Genomic DNA, 24,394 nt, shown 5'->3' on the forward strand with positions numbered 1-24,394 from the left:
ACACTCATCCCACGTTCACCTTCTCGTTGCCTTCGACTCGCTTCGGGCTTCTACGGTTCCTCGCTTGTACCTAGAAATGAGGGAGACAGCCCCGTGGCCCGCAAAGAACTACCCCTGATCGTCATGCACGACGGCAAGTCGTCGCGCTCGAATATCACCTGCAAGTACAAGTGCGGCGACGCATGCTCGCACGAGGTGCCCAACACCTCCGGTGGCGTCTACTTCGGCGACATCGTGCGTCACACGATGTCGCGCCGGGGAGTGCTGCGCGGCGGCGCAATGGCCGTCCTCGCGGTCGGCGCCGGCGGTGTTCTCGCCGCGTGTTCCGATGATTCCTCCGCCGCAACCACCGAGGGCGGTGCCGCAGAAGGCGCCGTCGATCTCGGGCCGAGCCCGGCCGGAACCGACTTCGCCGCCGTCGCCCCCAACACCGACGATGCAGTAACCGTGCCCGAAGGCTACGAGCAGGAAGTCGTGATCCGTTGGGGCGACAAGGTTCTCCCGGATGCCCCCGAGTTCGACATCGACAACCAGACTGCCGCCGCGCAAGAGAAGCAGTTCGGATTCAACAACGACTTCGCCGGACTGCTCCCGGTCGACGGTGTCCCGAACACCTACCTGCTCGTGGTCAATCACGAGTACAGCACCGAGCCGTTCATGTTCGCGGAATACGACGAGGAGAACCCGACCGAGGAGCAGGTGCGCATCGGTATCGCGAACCACGGTCTATCGGTTGTGCAGGTCAAGGGTGAATCCGGGTCCGGCCGTCTCACACCGGAATTCGGTGAGTACAACCGGCGCATCACCGGTACCACCGAGTTCCTCGTCACCGGACCGGCAGCGGGCAGCGATCTGCTGAAAACCACCGCGGACCCCACCGGAACGAAGATCGCAGGCACACTCAACAACTGCGCGGGCGGCGTCACCCCGTGGGGCACCGTGCTGTCCGGCGAGGAGAACTTCAACCAGTACTTCGCCAACGCAGAGACCGTCACCGACCCCGCGGCCGCCGAACGCCTCGCCCGGTACGGCCTCGAAGGTGCAGCGACCGACCGCAAATGGGAGCGCTTCGACCCCCGCTTCGACATTGCCGTGGAGCCCAACGAGGCCAACCGGTTCGGCTGGGTCGTCGAAATCGATCCATTCGATGCCAACTCGACTCCCGTCAAGCACTCGGCGCTCGGCCGTTTCAAGCACGAGGCCGCAACCATCTACGTCACCGACGACGGCACAGTGGTCGCATACAGCGGCGACGACGAGCGCTTCGACTACATGTACAAGTTCGTCTCGTCCCGCAGGATGCAGGATGGCAACTCTCGCGCGGCGACAGCGCACAACATGACCCTGCTCGACGCAGGCACCCTCTACGTCGCGGCGCTCGAGGGCGACAATCCCGATGCGATCGACGGCTCCGGTGCCCTGCCCGAGGGCGGCGTCTTCACCGGTCGCGGCACGTGGATTCCGCTGCTGCGCACGGGAGAAGACGGGGCGGGTGAGTCCCTCGTCGACGGCATGAGTGCCGAAGAGGTCGCGGTGTTCACCCGCCTTGCCGGCGACAAGGTCGGCGCAACGAAAATGGATCGGCCCGAGGACTTCGAGCCCAACCCGCTCACGGGCAAGGTCTACATCGCCCTGACCAACAACACCAACCGCGGCGTGGACGGCAATCCTGCCGCCGACGAAGCGAACCCGCGCAACAACAACAAGAACGGTCAGGTCCTCGAGATCGACGACGACCACGCCGGTACGTCGTTCACATGGAACGTGCTGCTGGTGTGCGGCGATCCGGCTGCCGCCGACACCTACTTCGGCGGATTCGACAAGTCGCAGGTCAGCCCGATCTCGTGCCCCGACAACCTCGCGTTCGATCCACACGGCAACCTGTGGATCTCCACCGACGGCAACGCACTCGGCTCCAACGACGGCCTGTTCGCGGTGGTGCTCGACGGACCGCGCCGCGGCGAGACGAAACAGTTCCTCACCGTGCCGATCGGCGCCGAAACGTGTGGTCCGATCATCGACGACGGCCGCGTCGTCGTGTGCGTCCAGCATCCGGGCGAGACCGACGACGCGTCGTGGGACAGCCCGGGGTCGCGCTGGCCCGATGGCGGCACCTCGCAGCCGCGCCCGTCCGTGGTCGCGGCATGGAAGACCGGCGGTGGACAGATCGGCGTCTGACCCAATTCGGGGGCGTCAGCCCAGCCAGTCCAACACCGCTGCAGCAGTCCAGGATTGCTGCATGCTGCCCAAGGGTTCGCCGGTGAACGGCTCGTAGTACTCGGCGAACGCACCGCCGGCGGCCTGCCGTAACCCTTCTGCTCGCAGGGTGTTCGCGCGTTCGACCCAACCGCGACGCGCGAACACCCACGAGAACAACCACGTCATGACGGGCCACACCGGTCCTCGCCAGTACTCCCGCGACCGGAAGTCCACCGACACCGGCGACGTGGACGGCAGCACCGCGTATCGCAGGTCGGGGTGCCCGCAGAACTTCGGTCCTTCGAAGGTGCGTAGCAACGCCCGCTCGGCCTTCCGATCCAGGCCACCACTGAGCAGCGGCGCGAACATCGCGAGAGTGTCGGTGGCCACCCACTTTCCGGTCCGCAGGTCGAAATCCTTCGCGGCGCCCGTCCGGGGATCGGTCGAGTCCACCACACCGCGCCGGAACCTCTCGGCCCACTCGTGCAGTTCACGCACGTCGGCGTGAGGTCGCGATTCTTCTTCACCGATGTCTGCGAGCACCTCACACGACAACGCGAACACTGCGCTCACGAAGACATCCTCGACCGCGAAACTCATTGTCGTGGCGAGTACATCGTCTTCGTACCGTGCGGTCTTCATCTCCTCGAGCAGCCACAGATAGCGGGCGTACTCGACGTCGCTGGGTCGCTCACCCGGGTCCGCGACATGGGCAAGATCTTCACGACGGAAATCCGGGAGTGCGTCGACGACGACATTCGCGTAGGCGGTGTCCCACCGGGGCGAGTTGTCCATGCCGGATTCCCAGCCGTGGTACACCGCGATGCGCCCGTTGCCGCCCACCTCCCTGGCCTCCGCCAGCCATCGATGCCAGCGCATCAGATCGGGCCAGCGTCGGTCGAGGAACTCGTCGGCGACCGCCCGGGTGCTGCGACCGTGCCTGCGGGCGTGGTCGAGGATGCGCTGGACGGCGATCGCGTGTACCGGCGGCTGGGTGATACCCGACGTCTGCACCCCCTGCGGGGCATGGGCTGCGAGGCGGTTCACCTCCCACCGCGAAGGCCCCGGGAAGTATCCGTCGACACCGTTCGCGAACACGATGTGCGGGATCATCCCGTTCGTCCACTGCGCCGACAGGAGGGTGTCGAGTTCGACGACGGCACGCTCCACGCTCAGCGGTGCCAGCCCGATCGACACGAACGCTGCGTCCCAGCTCCACATGTGCGGGTACAGCTTGGGTGCTGCGCTCGTCATGGTGCCCAGGTCGTTGCCGCGAAGAAGATACGCTGCGCGCGCTGCGAGCTGGGTGGGGGTGAAGCCGCGGTCCGCCATCGTCCCATTCTCGGCCTTCCGCGCAAATGCGCCAGCCGAAGACCGGCTACCGAGCGGCGGAGAGGAACGCCGTCGAGCCCGACAGATCCGCGGCGGAACGGTTGCGCGGCGTGACCAGCCCCCGACGTTCGAGAATCGGACGCACGCCCTCGCCGAATCGATAGGCTTCCTCGAGGTGCGGGTATCCGGACAACACGAAGTGATCGAGCCCGAGCGCGGCGTATTCGGCGATGCGGTCTGCGACCTCTTCGTGCGATCCGACCAGCGCGGTACCCGCGCCGCCGCGAACGAGACCCACACCCGACCACAGGTTCGGTGACACCTCGAGGGTGCGCGCATCACGGCCCTGTGAGTACGCGCTGCCACCGCCGTGGAGCTCGAGCATCCGACGCTGCCCCTCCGAACCCGAACGTGCCAGGGCACGCTGCGCATTCTCGACGGTCGCCGGGTCGAGGGCGGAGAGCAGACGGTCGGCCTCGGCCCACGCCTCTTCCGACGTGTCGCGGCTGATCACATGGAGACGGATGCCGTAGTCGAGGGTGCGTCCCTGGACCTCGGCGAGGTCGCGGATCCAGGCGATCTTCGCGGCGACCGCGCTCGGCGGTTCACCCCACGTGAGGTAGGTATCGGCGAACTGCGAGGCGACGGTCCCCGCAGCCGGGGACGAGCCGCCGAAGAAGAGCGGGGGAACGGGGTCGGGGAGTCGCTGGAGCTGCGCATTCTCGACCTGCACGTATTCGCCGGCGAAGTCGACGGGTCCGTCGCCGGCCCACAGCCGGCGGAGAACATCGAGGTATTCGCCGCAGCGGGCGTAGCGCTGGTTCTTGTCGAGGACATCACCGTAGGTCCGCTGCTCGTGGTCCTCACCCCCGGTCACGACGTTGAGCAGCAGTCTGCCCTTCGACTGCCATTGGAACGTCGCTGCCATCTGTGCGGCCAGTGTGGGGCTGAGCAGTCCGGGACGTAGCGCGACGAGAAACTTCAGCGTCTCGGTGGTGTCGATCATCATCGCCGTGGTCAGCCACGCGTCTTCGCACCACGCACCGGTGGGCGTGAGCACCGATTCGAAGCCACTGGACTCCGCGGCAGCACCGATCTGGTTGAGATACCGCAGCGTCGCGGGCCGGTCGCCCGCCATCGAACTGCCGTGGCCTCCGACCATGAGGTCGCGGGAATCCCCGTAGGTGGGCAGGAACCAGTGCAGTTGCAGAGACACGCGCAAAACCTCGTATCGACGTCGTGGAACGAGCTTCCAGCTCACCTGCGTCGGACCGTCGTCGCAAGGGTTCGGATCTGCATGATTCGAAACCGTGTCCACCGCGGTGGTGGACGCTAGCTTCTCCGGGTTGCCACCAGTCACCCAACTTCGGATCGAGTCATGACCACCCTGCCGCATCCCAGCCCCGCGCCCCTCGGGCACTCGGCACAGCCCGAGACCGATCTCGAACGCCGCAAGCGTCTGCGAACCGTCGTCGCGGCAAGCCTTCTGGGGACCACGGTCGAGTGGTACGACTTCTTCCTCTACGCAACCGCCGCATCGCTGGTCTTCAACCAGCTGTTCTTCCCCGATCAGAGTTCGTTCGTCGGCACCATGCTGGCGTTCGCCACATTCGCGGTCGGGTTCCTGGTCCGTCCGATCGGCGGTGTCGTCTTCGGACATATCGGAGACCGCATCGGTCGCAAGAAAACGCTCGCCCTCACGATGTTCATCATGGGCATCGCCACAGCCCTGATGGGTGTGCTCCCCACGCACGCGCAGATCGGCGTCGTCGCGCCCGTCCTTCTGCTTCTGCTTCGCATCCTGCAGGGTTTCGCGCTCGGTGGTGAGTGGGCCGGTGCTGTGCTGCTCGCCGTCGAGCACAGTCCGGAGAAGAAGCGGGGGCTGTTCGGAAGCATCCCCCAGGTCGGGCTCGCGTTGGGGCTCGCACTGGGCACCGGCGTCTTCGCCGCCCTGCAGGTGATTTTCGACGACGCGCAGTTCCTGGCATACGGATGGCGGATCGCGTTCCTGCTGAGTCTGGTTCTCGTGGTGGTCGGCTTCGTCGTCCGTCTCAAAGTGGACGAAACACCCGCGTTCCAGGTGGTGCACGATCTCGAGACGAGGTCGTCGGCTCCGTTGAAGGACATTTTCCGTGGACGGGCAGCGCGCAGCACGGTGCTCGGCCTGTTGTCGAGGTGGGGCGAGGGCGCGGCATTCAACACGTGGGGCGTGTTCGCGATCACGTACGCGACGAGCGAGCTCGCATTCGAGAACGTACCCGTGCTGCTGGTCGTAACGGTGTCTGCCCTCGTCATGGCCGCACTGCTCCCCGCCTCCGGGGTGCTTGCCGACCGGTACGACCCGAAGACGATCTACACCGTGGGTATCGCCGCGTACGGTATCGCCGTGTTCCCCGCATTCGCTCTCTTCGGAACAAACAGGTTGATCTGGTTCGCCGTGGCGATGGTGGTGGTGTTCGGCATCATCCATGCGCTCTTCTACGGCGCGCAGGGCACGCTGTACGCCAGCCTGTACCCGACCGAGGTCCGCTACACCGGACTGTCGGTGGTCTACCAGTTCTCCGGCATCTATGCCTCCGGCATCACCCCGATGATCCTGACGGCACTCATCGCCGTCGGCGGGGGAAGTCCGTGGCTCGCATGCGGTTACCTCGTCGCGACAGCGGTCATCAGTGTGATCGCCACCTCCCTCATCAAGAAGGACGACCTCTACCTCTGACAGGGCGCGCGCCTGAGCGGCGCCGCGTCGGTACTAGGCTCGTTCCCATGGGCAGACGCAGGACTGGCCGGGAGAAGCCGACTGGGTCGAGCCATGAACCGGTCGCGGGGTTGTACGACACGGACACAGGCACATGTGAGCTGGTCAAAGATCCGTATCGCGACTCGGGATGGATCCTCGAGGTCAACGGTGTGCCCAGTTCCCACATCGATCCGGACGACCCGACGCTGCTCGAGTTCGAATACATGCGCTGGATCACGATGCTCGTGCACAGCCAGTTCTCCCGCGACACCCGGCTGCGCGCCCTGCACCTCGGCGGCGGTGCGTGCACCATGGCGCGGTACCTCGCTGCGACCTATCCCGACGCCAGGCAGGTCGTCGTCGAGATCGACGGTCGCCTCGCCGAGCTGGTGCGCGAGTGGTTCGACCTGCCGCGCGCACCGATGCTGCGGATCCGGGTGGGGGAGGGTCGAGCGGTCCTCACCACACTCACCGACGCGACGCGGGACGTCATCATCCGCGACGTGTTCGCGATCGACAAGACACCGGTCGCGTTGACGACGCTCGAGTTCACCCGGCATGTGCGACGGGTCCTGGCCCCCGGTGGTCTGTACGTCGTGAACTGCGGCGACACCCGCGACCTGACCACTGCCCGACGTGAGGCCGCGACCATCGGCTCGGTGTTCGAACACACCGCGATGATCGCGGATCCGGCCATGCTCAAGGGCAGGCGCTACGGAAATCTCATCATCGCGGGCAGCGACCGGCCACTCGGAGAGTCCGACGCCCTGGCCCGTGACCTGCTCGGCGGTGCCGTACCCGCTCAGATCAGGAACACGGCGGAGACGTACAAGTTCGCGGCGGGTTCGAAGGTTCTCGACGACAGCGAAGCGCCCCAGCGGAGCATGCCGGCATCACAGCGGGGAACACGCGAACCCCTCTGATTGTTGAAGGCTGCATGACCTCGACACATTCGCCCGTCCTGCAGGTATTCACGCTGGGTTCACCCTGGCAGACGATCGATCCGTTCCTGTTCGTCGCACACCACGTCGACGCGTATCCCGCCGGCAATGCCGATCTCGGGCCGGATGCGTCGCTCGACGGACGTCCGCTCGGCCAGGACTTCGGCAATCCTGCGGGGTGGAACATGTACCACGGCACCACGGTCCCCGGATTCCCCGGTCATCCACACCGCGGGTTCGAAACGGTGACGTTCGTGCGATCGGGGTTCATCGACCACTCCGACTCCGTCGGTGCCTCCGCCCGATTCGGGGAAGGCGACACGCAGTGGCTCACCGCCGGGAACGGAGTCGTGCACAGCGAGATGTTTCCGCTACTGAACCAGGACGCCGACAACCCGGTCGAACTGTTCCAGATCTGGCTGAACCTGCCTGCCGAGTCGAAGACCGCCGACCCGCACTTCTCGATGCTGTGGAACGAGGACACACCGACGGTGACGTTCACCGACGACGCCGATCGGGTCGTCACTGTGCGGGTGCTCGCCGGAAAACTGGACGACGCGTCAGCGCCCGCGCCGCCGCCGCATTCGTGGGCGTCGCGCTCGGACACCGACGTGGCGATCTGGAACATCGACCTGTCGGCAGGCGCGCAGTGGAGGCTACCTCCCGCAGCCGGCGCAGGAACACAGCGTGTTCTCTACGTGTACAACGGTTCTCCGGTGCAGATCGGCGATCAGCAGGTGAGCTCGGGGCACGGCGCCGTCGTCGATGCCTCTGCGCCCGTCACACTCGGCGGTGGCGACGACACCACCCAGATCCTGCTGCTGCAGGGGCGTCCGATCGGCGAACCCGTTGCCTCGTACGGCCCGTTCGTACTCAATGACGAGGCCGGTATCCAACAGGCGTTCGAGGACTACCGCCGCACCGGTTTCGGGAGCTGGCCGTGGGAGAGCAACGACCCCGTTCACGCCGCCGATGCGGGGCGCTTCGCACAGTATCCCGACGGCACCGTCGAGAAGCGGTGACTCAGTCGAATTCCATGGCCTCGTCGATCCGGCCGAATCGCATGGTGGGTAGATCGAGCAGATAGTTCTGCCGCATCAACCACGGACTTCGTGAACCCTGTTTCGGGAGAATACTTTCCGAACGCGCGACGTACCCGGACGTCAAACCGAGCAGCGGCTGCGGTGAGGCATCGTGATGCGATATCGGCCGGGCGATGCGATACCCGCCCCGACGCATGTGATTCAACAGGCGGCACACGTACAGCGACGCCAGGTCGGCGCGCAACGTCCACGACGCATTCGTGTAGCCGAGACACAGCGCGAGATTGGGTACGCCACTGAGCATCATTCCTCGATAGGTGTAGTGGCGGGCGAGATCCACGGTCTCGCCGTCGATCATGAATTCGACGTCGCCTGCTGGAACGAGGCGCAACCCGGTTGCGGTCACGATGATATCGGCATCGAGGTGATCGCCCGACTTCAGCTGCACGCCCTTCTCGGTGACGGTGTCGATGTGGTCGGTCACGATATCTGCGGCGCCCGAGTTGAGTGCCTTGAACAGATCGGCGTCGGGTACCAGGCACATGCGCTGATCCCAGGGCCGGTAGCTCGGGGCGAAATGCGGATCCACCGTCGACCCGTCACGCAGGTGATACTTCGTCAGTCGGCGCAGTACAGGTTTCGCAATCCCTGGAAGACGCTGACACAGCTGGTAGAAACCGAGATTCGTCACCGTGTTCTTCACGCGGATGACTCGGTGGGAAATCTTGTCGGGCAGGTATTTTCGAATTCGTTTCGCGATCGGATCGCGGGACGGCAACGACATCACATACGACGGCGAGCGCTGCAGCATCGTCACGTGCTCTGCCTTCTCCGCGAGCGAGGGCACGAGGGTCATCGCGGTGGCACCGCTCCCGATCACCACCACCTTCTTGTCCTCGTAGTCGAGGTCGTCGGGCCAGAACTGGGGATGCACGACCTGGCCGGAGAAGTCTCCGAGCCCGGCGATATCGGGCAGATACGCAGATTCGTAGCTGTAATACCCGCTGCACAAGTACAGGAACGAGCAGCTCAGTTCGGTCTCCACACCGTGCGCGATCACCTGGACGGTCCATGTCGCGTCGATGCTCGACCACGACGCCGACACGACCCGATGCCCGAATCGGATCCTGGAATCGATGCCGTACTCCGCGGCCGTATCGCGCACGTACTGCAGGATGCTTGCGCCGTCGGAGATGGATTTCTCGCCGCGCCACGGCCGGAACGGATATCCGAGGGTGTACATGTCACTGTCCGACCGAATTCCCGGGTAGCGGAACAGGTCCCATGTTCCACCGATGTTGTCGCGCGCCTCGAGGATTGCGTAGGTGCGGTCGGGACACTGCGTCTGCAGCCGGTATCCGGCACCGATGCCGGACAATCCGGCGCCGACAACCAGCACATCGACATGTTCTACCGAATCAGCACAGTCCACGCCCACTCCTACCGACTCGTCCAGGTCAACAGATCATCCACCGGCCACGCATTGATCACCCGGTCGGGTTCGACGCCCCGCTCGGCCGCGCGCTCGCACCCGAACCCGAGCCAGTCGAGCTGACCCGGGGCATGCGCGTCGGTGTCGATCGAGAACAGGCACCCGATATCCAGCGCGAGATCGATCAGTCGCGACGGCGGATCGCGCCGTTCGGGACGCGAATTGATCTCCACCGCGGTGTCGTAATCGCGGCACGCCGTGAACACGGCATCCGCGTCGAACGTCGACTCGGGGCGTTGCCCGCGACCGCCGGTGACGAGCCTGCCGGTGCAGTGCCCGAGGACATCCACATTCGGATTCTCGACGGCCCGCAACATCCGCTTCGTCATCGTCGCCCGGTCGTCGCGCAGCTTGGAGTGCACGCTAGCAACGACGATGTCGAGGTCGGCGAGGAGCCCTTCGTCCTGGTCCAGCGACCCGTCGTCGAGGATGTCGACCTCGATGCCCGTGAGAATTCTGGTGCCCTGCGCGCTCTCGTTGAGCTCCGCCACGACGGACAACTGCGTGTGGAGGCGTTCGGCGCTCAGCCCGTTGGCCACCGTCAGGCGAGGGGAGTGGTCGGTCAAGGCCATGTACTCGTGGCCGATCATCGTCGTGGCGTTCCGTTGCATCTCGTCGATGGGGCTGCCGCCGTCCGACCAGTCGGAATGGGTGTGCAGATCTCCCTTCAACGCCTCGAGAAGTTCGCGACCGCCGCGACCGATCGGCTCGGCTTCCTCGCGCACACTCTGCAGGTAGTCGGGGACACCGTCGAACGCTTGCCGGATCACCGTGGCGGTCTTCGGGCCGATCCCGGTGAGTTCGGTCCAGTCGTCGGCGCGACGGTGCTTCGCCCGAGCGATGTCGGACAGGCCCGCGACCACATCGGCGGCATTCCGGTACGCCTGCACACGATAGGTCGACGCGTGCTGACGCTCGAGCCAGAACGCGATCTCGCGGAGCGCGGCCACCGGGTCCATCTCACCATTGTGGACGCGTCGCCACAGGTTGCGCTCCGTAATGTGGGCACCATGTCGAGACGTCGAATAGTGCTGCTCACCGGATGCATCGCGACCGGGTCGGCGTTCGTGTGGGTGTCCTCGCAGGTCGCGTCGTCTGCGCAGGGCCGGATGTACAGTCTCGCCGACGCACCACCGGCTCCCGTGGTGATCGTGCCCGGCGCGCGGGTGCGAGACGGCAGGCCCGGTGCATTCCTGCGCGGGCGCCTCGACGTCGCGGTGTCGCTCGTCCGGGACGGTCGCGCCCGCGCGGTCCTCGTGTCCGGCGACGCCGCGGGTCGCTCCGGCAACGAGATCACCGCAATGATCGCCTACCTCGTCGACCAGGGCGTGGATCGCGACCTCATCGTCGCGGACCCGTACGGTCTCGACACCTTCGACACCGCCCAGCGGGCCGTGCGCACGTTCGGGGTGCGGGAGGCGAACATCGCGACGCAGCGGTTCCATCTGCCCCGGGCGGTCGCGTTGTGTCTGCGCGCGGGGATCGACGCGACGGGTGTCGTGGCGAGTGGTAAAGCGCGACCCATGTCGCAGATTCGCAGTCATCTCCGCGAATGGGTGTTGTCACGTCCGAAGGCGTTCCTCGAGCTTCGCTTTCCCCGCGACCCCGCGGTGTCGACACCTCCCGACGACACACTCGCCGAGATCCTCGCCGTCCGCTGACCGCTCGGTCGATTCGGTACTGACCACCGGTCGATTCGGTTCTAGTGTGATCGGATGCGACCTTCAGCTCTCATCACCGGAGCGAGCCGCGGCCTCGGGGCCGCGATCGCCCGCGAACTCGCCCCCAGCCACGACCTTCTCCTCGGCGCCCGCCGACCCGACTCGCTCGCCGCGATCATCGATGAACTGCCGGGCATCACCCCGTGGCCCGTGGACCTGCTCGATCACGACGCGCTGGCCGCTGCGACGGCGGGAATCGAGCGACTCGACGTCCTCGTCCACAATGCGGGTGCGGCCGAACTCGGCACCGTCGCCGACAGCGACGTCGAGCAGTGGCGACACATGATGGACGCGAATCTTCTCACCGTCGTCGCGCTGACGCAGCTGCTGCTCCCGGCACTGCGGGCAGCGAACGGTCATGTGGTGCTGATCAATTCGGGAGCCGGTATCCGAGCGAATCCTGGATGGGGCGCGTATGCCGCGAGCAAGTTCGCACTGCGTGCATTCGGCGACGTCCTGCGCCTCGAAGAACCGTCGTTGCGGGTCACGTCGGTTCATCCCGGTCGCATCGACACCGACATGCAGCGTGCCATCGTCGCGACCGAGGGCAACGACTACGACTCCTCCCGCTTCCTGAAGGCCTCGACGGTGGCGCGCGCCGTCCGGAACGCCATCGAGACACCCGCCGACGCGCATCCTGCCGAGATCATTCTGCGGCCGTGGTCGCCGTCCGGGTCCTGATCACGCATTCAGAACGGTAGGGGAATCACCACCGGGGGCGCACCCGGCACGTTGATCCGAATCTGCGGGGGCGGCGGAGGTGCAGGTGCGGGTGCGGGCGCGGGTGGAGGCGGAGGCGGCGGCGGTATCTGCGGCATCGGCTCGGGTGGCGGCGGAGGTGGCGGCGGCGGCGCGGGTGCCGGGGGCGGAGGAGGCGGAGGCTCCGGTGCGGGCGGAGGCGCTTGGACTCGAGGGCGCGGTGCGGGGGCCGGATTCTGCTCGATCGTTTCGGGTGCCGCGGCCACTTCCGGTGACGGCGGCGGCGGTGCAACCGGGGCGAGCGGACCGGCACCGATCGGCACCGCGAGCAGGTCACCGGTCGTGATGTCGACGACCTTCAACTCCTTGACCGCATCGGCGGACGATTGCACGACGAACAGTCGTTCCGGATCGAATCCCGTCCACTCGGCGCCTTCGATGTCGGTGTCCTTCGCCAGCACGGGCGGCGACAGTGGATTGCCGCGGGCACATCGCACCCGCGGCACCCCGTGGTCGTCGACCAGCACCACGGTCCCTGTCTCGAGGACCGCCTGAACGGGAAGGGCCGTGCCGTCGATGTAGTCGTAGCGGGTGACGCGGGTATCCGCGCGGAGCAGCACCGGAGTCAGAGCGCTCGTGTACTCGAGGATGTCGTCGGCGCCGACCTCGGCCTTCCATGCGTCCGCCTTGTCCGCGTCGCTCGTGAGCGTGGTGACCAGTTCGTTTCGATCGCACAGTTCCCGGTCGAGGCTTCCCCCGTAGAGCGCGACACGGTCGCCTGCGACGGCGGGTGCCCCGTCCGGCGAAACCGGGTCTCCGGAATCGGCGAGTGCATCGTCAGGTGGTGGTGGGACCGCGACGGGAACCTGGGCCGGCAGGAGCAGTCCGGTCCAGGGGTGGTCGCTCTGCGCGGTGGCGATGTCGAGTCGCACGGGATCCGGAGCACCGGACCCGCCGGACGAACACGCACCTGCCACGAGTGCGGTGAGAACGAGCACCATTCCGAATCCGCGTCCTGCGGTGTCGGTGGCCACGTGCGCCAGCCTAGGACGACGGGCCCCACCGCGCCGGTTATTCGGATCGTTTGCGGGGATGCAACTCTGCTACGAAGTCGAGCAACAGGTCGTCGACTTCGTGTCGACGTTCCATTTGCACGAAATGTCCGGCCCCGTCGAGCAAATGGATTCCTCTCAGATCCGGAACGGTCTGTCGCATCCGCTCGAATGCGTGTGGCCCGGACATGGTGATCACCGGGTCGGATGCGCCCGCGACAAACAACGTCGGCACTGTGATGCTCACGCCCTCGTACTGGGCGGCGGCCTCCCAATTCGCGTCGTACGCGCGGTACCACGATAGGCCGCCGCCGAAGCCGGTGCGGGAGAACTCGCTCGCATAGTGCTCGAGTTCCGTTGCATCGAGCCAGCCCCATGGGAATTCCGGCGCTTCCGGCAGCACGTCGAGGTAGCCGTGCTCCTCGGACGGATGCTCCCAGATATCGAGGTATCGGTATTCGCCCGAAAGTGCGAAGAACACACGCGCAAGAAACTCGGCTGCGCGCGGATCGAGCTCGGCCTCAGCGACACCGGGCTGCTGGAAATAGTGCAGGTGCAGGAAATGCTTGCGGGCCATCGCGGCATACAACTCGGTGGGTCGCGCAGGCAGTCGATCCGGCGCATACGGCACCGCGAGGAGAACGAGGCCGGCCACTCGATCGGTGTGCCGCAGGGCCGTGGTCCATGCAGCGGGCGCACCGAAGTCGTGTCCGACGAACACAGCCTCGTCGATCCCGAGTGCGTCGAGGAGTCGAACCAAGCGATCCGCGACCGCGATGTTGGTGTACTCCTCGATGGCTGCCGGCCTGTCGGTGCCTCCGTACCCGGGCATGTCGGGAGCCACCGCGCGGTAGCCCGCTGCGGCGAGAGTTTCGATCTGGTGGCGGTAGCTGTAGCCGAGGCCGGGGAACCCGTGGCACAGCACAACCGAGGGTCCTGCTCCCTCGTCGTGAATGTTCCACGTGAAACCATCGACTTCGACCGAGCGCACCGGCATCAGGTCGCGGGCACCGTCTGCATGTCGTCCTGGCTCCAGTACGCCCTCATACCGGTAATCTTCGCGTCGTCGTCGAACGTCATGACGTCGACGACCTCCATCACCAGATTCTGCTCGCCGAGGTGTGTGACAAGGCGGAACAGGAAGGCGGCATTATTGTCGGCGATCTTGAGAGTGAGCACCTCACCGACCTGGTCGAGCGGTTCGATCACGCTGTAGAACTCGCGGATCTCGGCTTCGGTGGTGCGCGCGGGGGTGCCGACCGGATCTTCGACGGTCGCGCCCGGCGCGTAGAGCGCGAGGACGTCGTCGGTGGTGCCCTTCGCAACCGCGCGGACGTAGTTCTCGACGGTGTCGCGGATCGCGTCACGAGTCGGTGCCATGGTGCCCCCTTCATAATTTAGAACAAGTTCTATTTTGCAGCGTAGTGCACGATCCCGGCATCGACCAGAGGCGGACGTGCGATCCTGTGCGCACCATTGATCCCCACCGACAGGATGCCGCCGATGAGCGTCGACACCGCTTTCACCCTCGCCGGCCACACGACAATGCTCGCCGCACGAAGCTGGGAACCGGAGTCGCCGCGCTACATCGCGCTGCTGTGCCACGGCTACGGCGAACACTCGGGTCGATACGGTTACGTCGCGACACGCCTGACCTCCGACGGTGCCGTCGTGTACGCGGTCGACCACATCGGACACGGACTCAGCGACGGCGAACGAGTGCTCGTGGAGAACTTCGAGGACGTCGTCCACGACTTCCGGCTCCTTCACCTCACCGCATGCCGCGAACACCCCGGCCTCCCCGTCGTCGTCATCGGTCATTCGATGGGTGGCATGATCGCCGCGCGATACACCCAGCTCCACGGTCACGAACTCACTGCGGTCGTACTGTCGGGCCCGGTCCTCGGCGCCTGGGCCGCTGTCGACGCACTTCTCGCCGCCGACGAGATCCCCGATGCCCCTATCGATCCGTCGACGCTGTCGCGCGACCCGGACGTGGGCCGCGCCTACGTCGACGATCCGCTCGTGTGGCACGGACCGTTCGAGCGCCGCACCGTCGAGGCACTGAAGAACTGCCTCGACACCATCACCGCGGCGGGAACCGGCGACACTGTCCCCGTGCTCTGGCTGCACGGCAGCGACGATCAGCTCGTCCCGATCGACGGCACCGCAACCGGTTGGGCCACGTTCGCCGGTCGCGGTTCGTCATCGAAGCAGTATCCCGGTGCGCGACACGAGATTTTCAACGAGACGAACCGCGACGAGGTGCTCGGCGACGTCCTCGACTTCGTGCACGAGCAGCTTCGGTAGCGGTATTCGCCGGACACCTGATCGACGACCGAAGAGGTGATTCCGGTCGTTTCAGTTGCGGCGATCACCACACGTACTGTTACGATACGAAACGTGCCGTATCTTAATGAGGACGAGTTCGACGGGCGCCGGCCGCGCACTCATCGCGTGGGCCGTCCGCGTGATGATCGACGAGAGACGGAGATCCTCGCTGTCGTGCTCTCACTCCTCTCCGAAGTCGGCTACGACGGAGTCACTTTCGAAGAGGTGGCCCGCCGGGCGGGCGCATCCAAGGCCACTCTCTACAGACGCTGGAAGTCCAAGAGAGACATGGTGGTTTCCGCTCTGAAGGCAGGTCCTTCACGCCGCGACGAGCCGGATGAAATCAACACCGGAAGTTTGCGCGGTGACCTGCTCGCCCTGTGTCGTCGCCTCGTGCAGTCCATGCGCTCGGCAGACGGCCAGACCGCGATGCTGCTGCTCCAAGCCGGCCTCGAGGATCCGGAACTCTGCGAGGAGATCGAACGATCCGTGGGGCCGACCGGAGCCCGGCTACCGAAGACCGTCGTTCAGGCGGCGGTCGGTCGTGGGGAGTTGCCGCACGAGGGCACCGACCCGTTCCCGTTCGAAGAGGTCGCCGGCGCCGTGATCCTGCTTCGGCGACTCAACGGATTGGAGATCGACGACCGCTACCTCGAAGCCCTCGTCGACACCGTTCTGATCCCTGCATTATGCGCCACACCTTCCGCGGAACATTCCCTTCCCGCGGGCATCTTCTCAGGCCATCCGGTTGCCCAACCGACCGACACCGTTGCGAAGGACACCCTGTGAACCACTTGACCATCAATGGATTCCGCTACCGGACGCTACCCGGAGACGACGAAGTCGACCTCAACGTCGCCGTGGCCGGTACCGGACCTGCGATCGTTCTCCTCCATGGATTCCCGCAGACCCACTACATGTGGCGTCACGTCGCACACGACCTCGCTGAACAACACACGGTCATCATCCCTGACCTGCGAGGGTACGGCGAGAGCGCCAAACCGGCAGAACAGGGCCAGGAGACCTACTCGAAGAGGACGATGGCCCGGGACATCGTGCGCATAGCCGTAGCGCTCGGTCACGACCGTTTCGGCCTGGTCGGCCATGACCGAGGCGCTCTCGTCGGTGTTCGCGCCGGACTCGACCATCCGGAGGCGGTGCAGTTTCTCGGGATCCTCGACGTGCTGCCCACTTCGGACACCTGGGACGTCCTCCACGGCGTCGACGCCAAGGTCGCCTGGCACCTCTACCTCATGGCACAGCCCACAGGCCTCCCCGAGAAGATGATCCGCGCCGTCGGACCCGAGTTCTTCGGCTCATTCCTGGATGTCTGGGACACCGACGGTTCGACCTTCCCGCCCGAAGCCCGCCGGCACTACATCGACAGCTCGGTGAAATCTGTGGACTCCATCGTCGCCGACTACCGCGCCACAGCGAGCATCGACCTCGACATGGACCGCGAGGACCGCGACGCAGGCAAGCAACTCACCATGCCCGTCGGAGTAATTTCCCAGGACTGGGGCTCCCAGCTGAGGTTCGACGCCGCCGCGCTCTGGCGGGCATGGGCGCCCGACCTGACGTATGAGACCATCCAGGCCGGCCACTTCATGGCCGAAGAGAAGCCCGCCGACATCGTCCGCTTCATCCGCGACCTCGCCGCCCGTTCCCACCCCGCCACTGTCGGATAGTCCGGGCCACCTATATCGCGCGGTCGGCTATCCGCCCGAACCGTATGGCCGCGTGATGATTTCGAGGAAGTGTCCGGACGGGTCGAGGAAGTAGGTTCCGCGCCCGCCGTCGTTTCTGTTGATCCCGTGCGCAGACTGCCGAGGGTCGGCCCAGTGCTCGAGCTTCTGTTCGAGGATGCGCGCGTAGATCTTGTCGAAGTCGTCCTCCGACACCAGGAACGCATAGTGCTGAGGTGAGACTTCGACGTGCGGCGGCGGCTCGGCGAAATCGAGGGTGACGCCGTTGGCGAGCTGAACTGCCAGGAAATGCCCGGCCGCGACCGGATCGGGGAGACCGAACAGAGTTGTCAGGAAATACGCCGAATGCTGTTTGTCCTCGGCAGCGACGATGGTGTGGTTGAGCGAGATGGTCAAGAGGAATCCCTTTGGGGTTCGACGCCTCCATGCCTGACGCAGTCCGTCATCGACACGCGACGCTGTTTCCAGAACTACCAGACTCGTGTGGAGTTGTCGAGACCCCTGCTCGTTCAACAACACTGCTCGTTCAACACCACTGCTAGTTCAGCGCTATTCAGACTCCTTCGATCTTGCCGATCTGCTTTTCCGCCAGGTCGCTGACGAACTGCTCGTCGACCGGTCCGGTGGCGTTGATCTGGAAGTACACGCCGTCGACCGTTCCGGCGACGACAGTGGTGGACTCTGCCGCCCCACCCTGGTCTGCTTCCGCGCGGGCAGCGATCAGACCGTCGGCTCCCTCCACGTCGAGGTCCAGTGGGGAGACCCGGTAGGTGGCAGACGCTTCGGTGCCGCCGGACGAACTCGTCCGGGTGAAACTCGCGCACCCGTCGAGGTTCGCGGGCACCCGTGGTCCGGTGTCGCTGGTGGTGGCCACGACGGTGATGGCACTGTCGGTTCCATCGGTGCCGTCGGAGGTGTACTCGGAGACGGCCGTACCGGCCCGATCCTGGCTGAGTCTCAGCACGGTGTCCACCGCAGTGGGCACGAGTGCGCCACACTCCTCGGGATCGGTGACGGTGCTGCCACTGATCTCGGTGAACATGGCGATCACCTCGTCGCTGCTCACCTCGCCGATATCCGAGTCGAGCGTGTCGGCCACATCGGCGTGAATGTAGCCCGCCGGGGCATCGACATCGGAAAGAACCACCTCCGACGGAATGACCGAAGCCGCCGGCATAGGCGTCGCGTCGGTCTCGGCACTGTCGGAATCGGTGCCGCAGGCGCTCAGCGCGCACACGGTGAGGCACACAAGGCCGGCGACGAGAGACTTCTTCACAGCGCGAAAATCACTTTCTCTCGGGGATCCGGGGCGCACCACGGATCCGTTAGCGGAGCTATCCAGAAGCGTACGTACCCGACGGACGCACCGCACCGCCTACTCGAATATTCATTCGAGTAACACTTGTTGTTCGCACTTATGTTCTATACAATTCGGTCATGGGTGGGGAACTCTGGAAACTCGACAACCGTGAACTGATGACTCAGACGCTCGCCGTCTGCGCGCAGATCCACCGCACAGAGGTACACCGGGTGGATCTGGTCATCGCGATGTTCGAACGCGACACCGTCAAAGAACACGGTTACCGCAGCCCCGCGCATTGGTTGTGCGCAGCAACGAATCTCGAGATCGGCGAATGCCACCGCATCGTGTCGCTGGCTCGGTTGTTGCGGTTGGAACCGGAAGTGCGCGAAGCCTATTCATCCGGTTTATTGGATGCGGAGAAGGCCCGTCAGATCGCCTACTTCTGCCAGCACTATCCCCGCACCATGAACCCCTGCGACTTCGAGAAAGCCCGCAGCATCCTGATCGAGCACGCCTTCGAGCGGGTCGCCACGAAAGCGACCGTCCGCGCCCTGATCCGCCGACTCGAACACCTCTTCGGCACCGGCGATGGACCACCACCTGGTGAAGACTCCTCGCGCAATGAACTGTTCGTCTCCACCACCCTGCACGGGCGGGTCGTGATCAAAGGCGAGTTCGACGCCATCACCGGCGCGCGTCTGCGTCATCTACTTTCACCGCTGTCGGCACCACGACCCGAGGTGGGTGGTGTCAAAGACGACCGGCCTCCCTCGAAACGCAATGCCGATGCGTTCGATCAACTCCTGCAGTTCGTCGAAGCCGCCGGCATCGTCCCCGTCGAAGGCGGCGTGAAGCCGCACGTGACGGTCACCGCCTCCATCAAAGACCTCACGAGCAACGCCGCGGTGAAGGAACTGTTCGCCCATTCACCCGAGCACGGGTATGCGACCGAGCCGTGGGCCGGGCCGCTCTCGATCGATGCCGCTCGGATGCTCGCGTGTGACTGTCAGGTCACCCGGATCCTGCTCGACGAACACGGGGTGCCGCTCGCGCACGGGCAGACCCGCCGCACTGCGTCCGCCGCGCAACGTCGAGCCCTGGCCGTACGGGACGGCGGATGCGCCTTCCCGCACTGTTCGACACCGCCGGCCTGGGCCGATGCCCATCACCTGACCCATTGGGTCGACGGCGGCGACACCGACCTCGACAACCTGGTGCTGCTCTGCGGCCATCACCACCGGTTGATGCACCACACCGACTGGGAAGTCGAGATGACCGAACACCGTCGGCCGCAATTCATTCCACCCGCGAGTATGGATCTGTTCCGGACACCGATTCCGGGGAACCGGCCGGATCTGGTCGCCTAGTACCACAACAGAACACAAATACAGCCACCGTTACCAGGGCACCCGTGTGCCCTGGTAACGGTGGCTGCGCGCTGTCCTCGACGTCCTACTTGACGATGTTGACCATCTTGCCGGGCACCACGATCACCTTGCGCGGCGCGGCACCACCGAGCAGATCCACGATCTTCTCGTCGGCCAGCGCCGCCGCCTCGATCGCATCGGGCGTCGCATCGGCCGGGACGGTGATGCGGCTGCGGACCTTGCCGTTGACCTGGATCGGGTATTCGACAGAATCCTCGACCAGCCACTTCTCGTCGGCGGTCGGGAACGGCCCGTGCGCAAGCGGTTCGGAATTCCCGAGCCGCGACCACAGCTCCTCCGCGAGGTGCGGCGCGACCGGAGCCAGCATCAGCACCAGCGGCCCGACCGCATCACGCGGCGCACCCGACGGGTACTGCTTCGTCAGATGGTTCGTGTATTCGATCAGCTTCGCGATCGCGGTGTTGTCACGCAGGTGAGCGTAGTCGTCGGTCACGCCCGCGACGGCCTTGTTCAGCGCCCGCAGGGTGTCCTCGCCCGGCTCGTCCTCGGTGACCCGGACAGCGCCGCTCTCCTCGTCGACCACCAGACGCCACGCGCGCTGCAGGAACCGCGACGCACCCACGACGTCCTTGGTCGCCCACGGACGCGACTGATCGAGCGGACCCATCGACATCTCGTACACGCGCAGGGTGTCGGCACCGTAGTCGTTGCAGATCTCGTCGGGCGCAACGGAATTCTTGAGCGACTTACCCATCTTCCCGTATTCGCGGGCGACTTCCTGCTCGCCGTCCGGACCCGTCCAGAAGAACTTGCCGTCGCGCTCGACGACCTCGTCGGCCGGGACGTACACGCCACGCGCATCGGTGTACGCGTAGGCCTGGATGTACCCCTGGTTGAACAGGCGACGGTACGGCTCGGACGAGCTGACGTAGCCGAGGTCGAAGAGCACCTTGTGCCAGAACCGCGAGTAGAGCAGGTGCAGCACCGCGTGCTCGACACCGCCCACGTACAGGTCGACGCCGCCCGGATCGTTCGGACCGTGCAGATCGGGTCGCGGACCCGTCCAGTAGGCCTCGTTCTCCTCGGCGCAGAACTCTTCCGAGTTCGTCGGGTCGATGTAGCGCAGCTGGTACCACGAACTGCCCGCCCACTGCGGCATCACGTTCGTGTCGCGGGTGTAGCGCTGCAGTCCGTCGCCGAGGTCGAGTTCGATGTTCACCCAGTCGGTCGCCTTCGCGAGCGGGGGCGACGGCTCGGAATCCGCATCGTCCGGGTCGAACGACACCGGTGCGTAGTCCTCGACCTCCGGAAGTTCCACGGGGAGCATCGAATCAGGCAGTGGATGTGCGCCACCCTGCTCGTCGTAGACGATCGGGAACGGCTCGCCCCAGTACCGCTGGCGAGCGAAGAGCCAGTCGCGCAACTTGTACTGGACGGTACCGGAGCCGGTTCCGTCCTCCTCGAGCTTCGCGGTGATGGTCTTCTTCGCGTCGTCGACGCTCAATCCGTCGAGGAGGCCCGAGTTCACGAGCTCACCGTCGCCGGTGTACGCCTCGGTGGTGATGTCGCCACCGGAGATCACCTCGCGGATGGGCAGCCCGAACGCGGTCGCGAACTCCCAGTCGCGCTGGTCGTGGCCGGGAACAGCCATGATCGCGCCGGTGCCGTAGCCGGTGAGCACGTAGTCGGCGATGAAGATCGGAAGCTTCTCGCCATCGACCGGGTTCACGGCGTACGCGCCGAGGAACACGCCGGTCTTCTCCTTCGACTCCTGCCGCTCCAGATCGGTTTTCGCGGCGATCGCGGCCCGGTACGCAGCAACGGCGTCGGCGGGGGTCGCGGCACCACCGGTCCAACGCTCGTCGACATCGGAAGGCCACGCCGCTCCGACGATCTCGTCGACCAACACGTGCTCGGGCGCAAGGGTGACGTAGGTGGCGCCGAACAGGGTGTCGGGGCGGGTGGTGAAGACCTCGACCGCGGCGTCCGCGCCGTCGACCGCGAAGGCCACCTGGGCGCCGTTCGAGCGGCCGATCCAGTTGCGCTGCATGGACTTGACCTTGTCGGGCCAGTCCAGGTGCTCGAGGTCGTCGATGAGGCGATCGGAGTACGCGGTGATACGCATCATCCACTGCCGCAGGTTCTTCCGGAACACCGGGAAGTTGCCGCGTTCCGAGCGACCGTCGGCCGTGACCTCTTCGTTCGCCAACACGGTGCCCAGCCCGGGACACCAGTTGACAAGCGAATTCGACTGGTAGACGAGGCGGTACGAGTCGAGGACTGCGGCGCGCTCACTTGCCGACAGCGACGCCCAGTCGCGGCCGTCGTCGAGGGCACGCGTGCCGTCTGCGAACTCGGCCTCGAGCTCTCCGATGCGGCGGGCCTTGCCTGCGGCGGTGTCGTACCACGCGTTGTAGATCGTGAGGAAGATCCACTGCGTCCAGTGGTAGAAGTCGACATCGGTGGTCGCGACGGAGCGACGGTCGTCGTGGCCGAGCCCCAGACGCCCGAGCTGCCGCTTCATGTTCACGATGTTGGCTTCGGTGGTGGTGCGGGGATGGGTGCCCGTCTGCACCGCGTACTGCTCGGCGGGCAGGCCGAATGCGTCGTAGCCGAGCGTATGCAGCACGTTGTGGCCCTGCATCCGGTGGAAGCGGGCGTAGACGTCGGTCGCGATGTAGCCCAGGGGGTGCCCGACGTGCAGGCCGGAGCCCGACGGGTACGGGAACATGTCCTGCACGAACAGCTTGTCGGCGGGCACTTCACCGGCGAGTTGACCCACGGGGTTGGGTGCATGGAACGTGCCGCGCTCGCGCCACAGCTCCTGCCAGCGCTGCTCGATCTGCCCCGCGAGTTCCGCGGTGTAGCGGTGCTGCGGGGTTGGGTCGGACGACGGTGGGGAGGGCTGAACGGGACGGGTCACGGTGATCGCTATCTACTCGGCCGGCGTTTGTGGGCTCCCACCAGGGTAGAACGTGCCCGCACCCGAGGGGTGGGCCGGCTACACGCGGCGGTATCCTGGTCGGGTGCTGATCGTCGCCCTTCTGCTTTTCCTTATCGCCCTCGCCGTCGGCGCGGTCGGTGTCGCGGCGCTGACCGGCAAGTTGCCGCGCAACCGGTGGGCGGGTGTACGTACGCCGGAGTCACTGCGTGACGACACCACCTTCACCATGACCAACAAGGTCGCTGCACCCAGCATGCTCGGTGCGGCCGCGCTCTGCGTCTTCGGTGGTGTTGCCACGTTGACGCTACCCACGGTCGCCGGTGTGATCGCCGTCGTCGTCACCGTCGTTGCAGCGCTGATCACCGCGGGCGCCGGTGGTTCCATCGCGGCTCGGGTCGCCGAAGCGACGAAGCCGGCCGAATCGGATGGTTGCGGCACGTCGTGTGGTGCGTGCAGCCTGCGCGGAATGTGCGAACCGACCGCCTGATCTCTCGCCCGCGCACACTCGCGCAGTAGTGATCCCTATTCTGTGTCGATGACCCGTCGTCGCGTCGTCGATCCCGCCGGGGCCCTGTTCGGGCTCGGAATCCCGTTGTTGTGCGCACTCGTCGTCCTGGTGCTCACCGTCACGTGGGAGCCTCGACTCCCTGCTGAAGTCGCATCCCATTGGTCGGGCTCGGCCCCCGACTCGTTCGCGAGCCCGATGACGGGGGCGTGGACGATGGCGTTGCTCATCGCGCTGGTCGGTGGCGGATGCTGCTCGATCGCCGCGCTCGCCCAAGCACAGCTGATGATGCGCCGCTACATGCTGGTGACCGGGCTGGCGGTGACATTCCTGATGGCGACGCTGTACGTCGCGACCCTGGCGGCACAGCTGGACATATCCGACCCGGCGACGGTGCCGTTCCCCGCGTGGCCCCTCGGGCTGGGCATGTGCCTCGGCGTCGCGGTGGGGTGGCTCGGTGCGAGCCTGCTCCGCGACTACCGGGAACGCCCCTCGTCGACGACGACACCCGATCCGTCACTGCCGCGCGGCCCGGTCGAGCTGCCCATCGTCGATGAGGTCGGCACCGGCCGGTTCACCACCGTCGTGCTCGCACTTCTCGTACTGGTCCCCGTGCTCATCGTGTGCGCCGTGATGGGCAGTTGGTGGCCCATGGCCATCGCACTCCCGTCGGCCTTCCTGATCCTGAGCCTGCTCCGATTCACAGTGCGCGTGGACGAACGCGGTGTGTCGGTGCGCAACCTCGGCGCCTCCGCGCTCGACTACGACCTCGACGAGATCATCGGCGCGAAGGTCACCGAGACGCGGCCGTTCCAGGACTGGGGCGGCTGGGGGCTGCGGATCAAGCGCCCGAACCGGTACGGGCTGGTCACCAACACCGGGCCGGCACTGGTGATCACCGCCGAATCCGGTCACGAACTCACGATCACGACCGATCGCGCAGAGGAGATGGCGGGCGCGATCAATACGTTGGCCGACCGCCGCGAGACCGTCTGACT

Annotated in this window: 22 protein-coding genes; 12 read left to right on the forward strand and 10 right to left on the reverse strand. The window is 65.9% G+C overall.

Annotated elements, in window-relative coordinates; translation table 11 throughout:
- Nucleotides 1-93 precede the first annotated feature (93 nt).
- Nucleotides 94-2,178 carry a PhoX family protein gene (locus ACFWB0_RS06405; protein WP_378489604.1) on the forward strand — a complete coding sequence of 695 codons (2,085 nt, stop codon included), beginning with the start codon at nucleotides 94-96 and terminating at the stop codon, nucleotides 2,176-2,178.
- Between the two features lie 15 nt (nucleotides 2,179-2,193).
- Here the strand turns inward: ACFWB0_RS06405 and ACFWB0_RS06410 are convergent, their stop codons facing one another.
- Both ACFWB0_RS06410 and ACFWB0_RS06415 read right to left on the reverse strand, forming a co-directional pair.
- Nucleotides 2,194-3,531 (reverse strand): glycogen debranching protein, encoded by a 1,338-nt coding sequence (locus tag ACFWB0_RS06410; RefSeq protein WP_378489605.1) that lies wholly within the window; start codon nucleotides 3,529-3,531, stop codon nucleotides 2,194-2,196.
- Nucleotides 3,532-3,577: 46 nt separating this feature from the next.
- Complete coding sequence (locus tag ACFWB0_RS06415; protein ID WP_378489606.1) at nucleotides 3,578-4,747, reverse strand: LLM class flavin-dependent oxidoreductase; 1,170 nt, start codon at nucleotides 4,745-4,747, stop codon at nucleotides 3,578-3,580.
- Nucleotides 4,748-4,909: 162 nt separating this feature from the next.
- Between ACFWB0_RS06415 and ACFWB0_RS06420 the strand changes: the two genes are divergently transcribed.
- Genes ACFWB0_RS06420 through ACFWB0_RS06430 form a run of 3 tightly spaced genes read left to right on the forward strand, consistent with a single transcriptional unit; the run spans nucleotide 4,910 to nucleotide 8,234 of the window.
- Nucleotides 4,910-6,250 (forward strand): MFS transporter, encoded by a 1,341-nt coding sequence (locus ACFWB0_RS06420; RefSeq protein WP_378489607.1) that lies wholly within the window; start codon nucleotides 4,910-4,912, stop codon nucleotides 6,248-6,250.
- Between the two features lie 47 nt (nucleotides 6,251-6,297).
- Complete coding sequence (locus tag ACFWB0_RS06425; protein ID WP_378489608.1) at nucleotides 6,298-7,194, forward strand: spermidine synthase; 897 nt, start codon at nucleotides 6,298-6,300, stop codon at nucleotides 7,192-7,194.
- 14 nt (nucleotides 7,195-7,208) lie between these two features.
- Nucleotides 7,209-8,234 (forward strand): pirin family protein, encoded by a 1,026-nt coding sequence (locus ACFWB0_RS06430; RefSeq protein WP_378489609.1) that lies wholly within the window; start codon nucleotides 7,209-7,211, stop codon nucleotides 8,232-8,234.
- Between the two features lies 1 nt (nucleotide 8,235).
- On the opposite strand, the gene ACFWB0_RS06435 is transcribed toward ACFWB0_RS06430, so the two are convergent.
- On the reverse strand, nucleotides 8,236-9,687 hold the full coding sequence (locus ACFWB0_RS06435) for a flavin-containing monooxygenase (RefSeq protein WP_378489610.1): 1,452 nt from the start codon (nucleotides 9,685-9,687) through the stop codon (nucleotides 8,236-8,238).
- An 8-nt stretch (nucleotides 9,688-9,695) separates the two neighbouring features.
- Nucleotides 9,696-10,706, reverse strand: a complete 1,011-nt coding sequence (locus ACFWB0_RS06440) for a PHP domain-containing protein (protein WP_378489611.1) — start codon at nucleotides 10,704-10,706, stop codon at nucleotides 9,696-9,698.
- Between the two features lie 51 nt (nucleotides 10,707-10,757).
- Between ACFWB0_RS06440 and ACFWB0_RS06445 the strand changes: the two genes are divergently transcribed.
- Both ACFWB0_RS06445 and ACFWB0_RS06450 read left to right on the forward strand, forming a co-directional pair.
- Nucleotides 10,758-11,408: a vancomycin high temperature exclusion protein gene (locus ACFWB0_RS06445; RefSeq protein ID WP_378489612.1), complete on the forward strand. Its 651-nt coding sequence runs from the start codon at nucleotides 10,758-10,760 to the stop codon at nucleotides 11,406-11,408.
- Between the two features lie 54 nt (nucleotides 11,409-11,462).
- Nucleotides 11,463-12,149 (forward strand): SDR family oxidoreductase, encoded by a 687-nt coding sequence (locus ACFWB0_RS06450; protein ID WP_378489613.1) that lies wholly within the window; start codon nucleotides 11,463-11,465, stop codon nucleotides 12,147-12,149.
- 8 nt (nucleotides 12,150-12,157) lie between these two features.
- On the opposite strand, the gene ACFWB0_RS06455 is transcribed toward ACFWB0_RS06450, so the two are convergent.
- From ACFWB0_RS06455 to ACFWB0_RS06465, 3 genes are read right to left on the reverse strand one after another with little or no spacing between them, the layout of a single operon-like run.
- Entirely contained in the window at nucleotides 12,158-13,201 is a 1,044-nt protein-coding gene (locus ACFWB0_RS06455) for a DUF6777 domain-containing protein (RefSeq protein WP_378489614.1), read from the reverse strand.
- A gap of 37 nt (nucleotides 13,202-13,238) precedes the next feature.
- Nucleotides 13,239-14,216 carry an alpha/beta fold hydrolase gene (locus ACFWB0_RS06460; RefSeq protein ID WP_378489615.1) on the reverse strand — a complete coding sequence of 326 codons (978 nt, stop codon included), beginning with the start codon at nucleotides 14,214-14,216 and terminating at the stop codon, nucleotides 13,239-13,241.
- Entirely contained in the window at nucleotides 14,216-14,599 is a 384-nt protein-coding gene (locus ACFWB0_RS06465; protein WP_378489616.1) for a nuclear transport factor 2 family protein, read from the reverse strand. Before ACFWB0_RS06465 ends, ACFWB0_RS06460 begins: the two co-directional genes overlap by 1 nt.
- A gap of 123 nt (nucleotides 14,600-14,722) precedes the next feature.
- On the opposite strand from ACFWB0_RS06465, the gene ACFWB0_RS06470 reads away from it, so the two are divergent.
- The 3 genes from ACFWB0_RS06470 (at nucleotide 14,723) to ACFWB0_RS06480 (ending at nucleotide 17,238) form a co-directional block, all read left to right on the forward strand.
- On the forward strand, nucleotides 14,723-15,529 hold the full coding sequence (locus tag ACFWB0_RS06470) for an alpha/beta hydrolase (RefSeq protein WP_378489617.1): 807 nt from the start codon (nucleotides 14,723-14,725) through the stop codon (nucleotides 15,527-15,529).
- Nucleotides 15,530-15,622: 93 nt separating this feature from the next.
- Nucleotides 15,623-16,339 carry a TetR/AcrR family transcriptional regulator gene (locus tag ACFWB0_RS06475; RefSeq protein ID WP_378489618.1) on the forward strand — a complete coding sequence of 239 codons (717 nt, stop codon included), beginning with the start codon at nucleotides 15,623-15,625 and terminating at the stop codon, nucleotides 16,337-16,339.
- A gap of 5 nt (nucleotides 16,340-16,344) precedes the next feature.
- Nucleotides 16,345-17,238, forward strand: coding sequence for an alpha/beta fold hydrolase (locus tag ACFWB0_RS06480; RefSeq protein WP_378489724.1), 894 nt, complete (start codon nucleotides 16,345-16,347; stop codon nucleotides 17,236-17,238).
- A 27-nt stretch (nucleotides 17,239-17,265) separates the two neighbouring features.
- On the opposite strand, the gene ACFWB0_RS06485 is transcribed toward ACFWB0_RS06480, so the two are convergent.
- Both ACFWB0_RS06485 and ACFWB0_RS06490 read right to left on the reverse strand, forming a co-directional pair.
- Nucleotides 17,266-17,652: a VOC family protein gene (locus tag ACFWB0_RS06485; protein WP_378489619.1), complete on the reverse strand. Its 387-nt coding sequence runs from the start codon at nucleotides 17,650-17,652 to the stop codon at nucleotides 17,266-17,268.
- Between the two features lie 157 nt (nucleotides 17,653-17,809).
- Nucleotides 17,810-18,532, reverse strand: a complete 723-nt coding sequence (locus ACFWB0_RS06490) for a hypothetical protein (RefSeq protein ID WP_378489620.1) — start codon at nucleotides 18,530-18,532, stop codon at nucleotides 17,810-17,812.
- Nucleotides 18,533-18,693: 161 nt separating this feature from the next.
- Between ACFWB0_RS06490 and ACFWB0_RS06495 the strand changes: the two genes are divergently transcribed.
- Nucleotides 18,694-19,926, forward strand: a complete 1,233-nt coding sequence (locus tag ACFWB0_RS06495; protein WP_378489621.1) for a DUF222 domain-containing protein — start codon at nucleotides 18,694-18,696, stop codon at nucleotides 19,924-19,926.
- Nucleotides 19,927-20,011: 85 nt separating this feature from the next.
- Here ACFWB0_RS06495 and leuS read toward each other — a convergent pair whose 3' ends face one another.
- Nucleotides 20,012-22,870: a leucine--tRNA ligase gene (gene leuS, locus ACFWB0_RS06500; protein ID WP_378489622.1), complete on the reverse strand. Its 2,859-nt coding sequence runs from the start codon at nucleotides 22,868-22,870 to the stop codon at nucleotides 20,012-20,014.
- A gap of 103 nt (nucleotides 22,871-22,973) precedes the next feature.
- Here leuS and ACFWB0_RS06505 point away from each other — a divergent pair, with 103 nt between their 5' ends.
- A complete protein-coding gene (locus ACFWB0_RS06505; protein WP_378489623.1) occupies nucleotides 22,974-23,378 on the forward strand; it encodes an SdpI family protein in 405 nt (134 codons plus the stop codon).
- 48 nt (nucleotides 23,379-23,426) lie between these two features.
- Entirely contained in the window at nucleotides 23,427-24,392 is a 966-nt protein-coding gene (locus ACFWB0_RS06510) for a DUF1648 domain-containing protein (RefSeq protein ID WP_378489624.1), read from the forward strand.
- The last annotated feature ends 2 nt before the right edge of the window (nucleotides 24,393-24,394 follow it).

Source organism: Rhodococcus sp. NPDC060086 (assembly GCF_042730275.1).
Taxonomy (GTDB): Bacteria; Actinomycetota; Actinomycetes; order Mycobacteriales; family Mycobacteriaceae; genus Rhodococcus.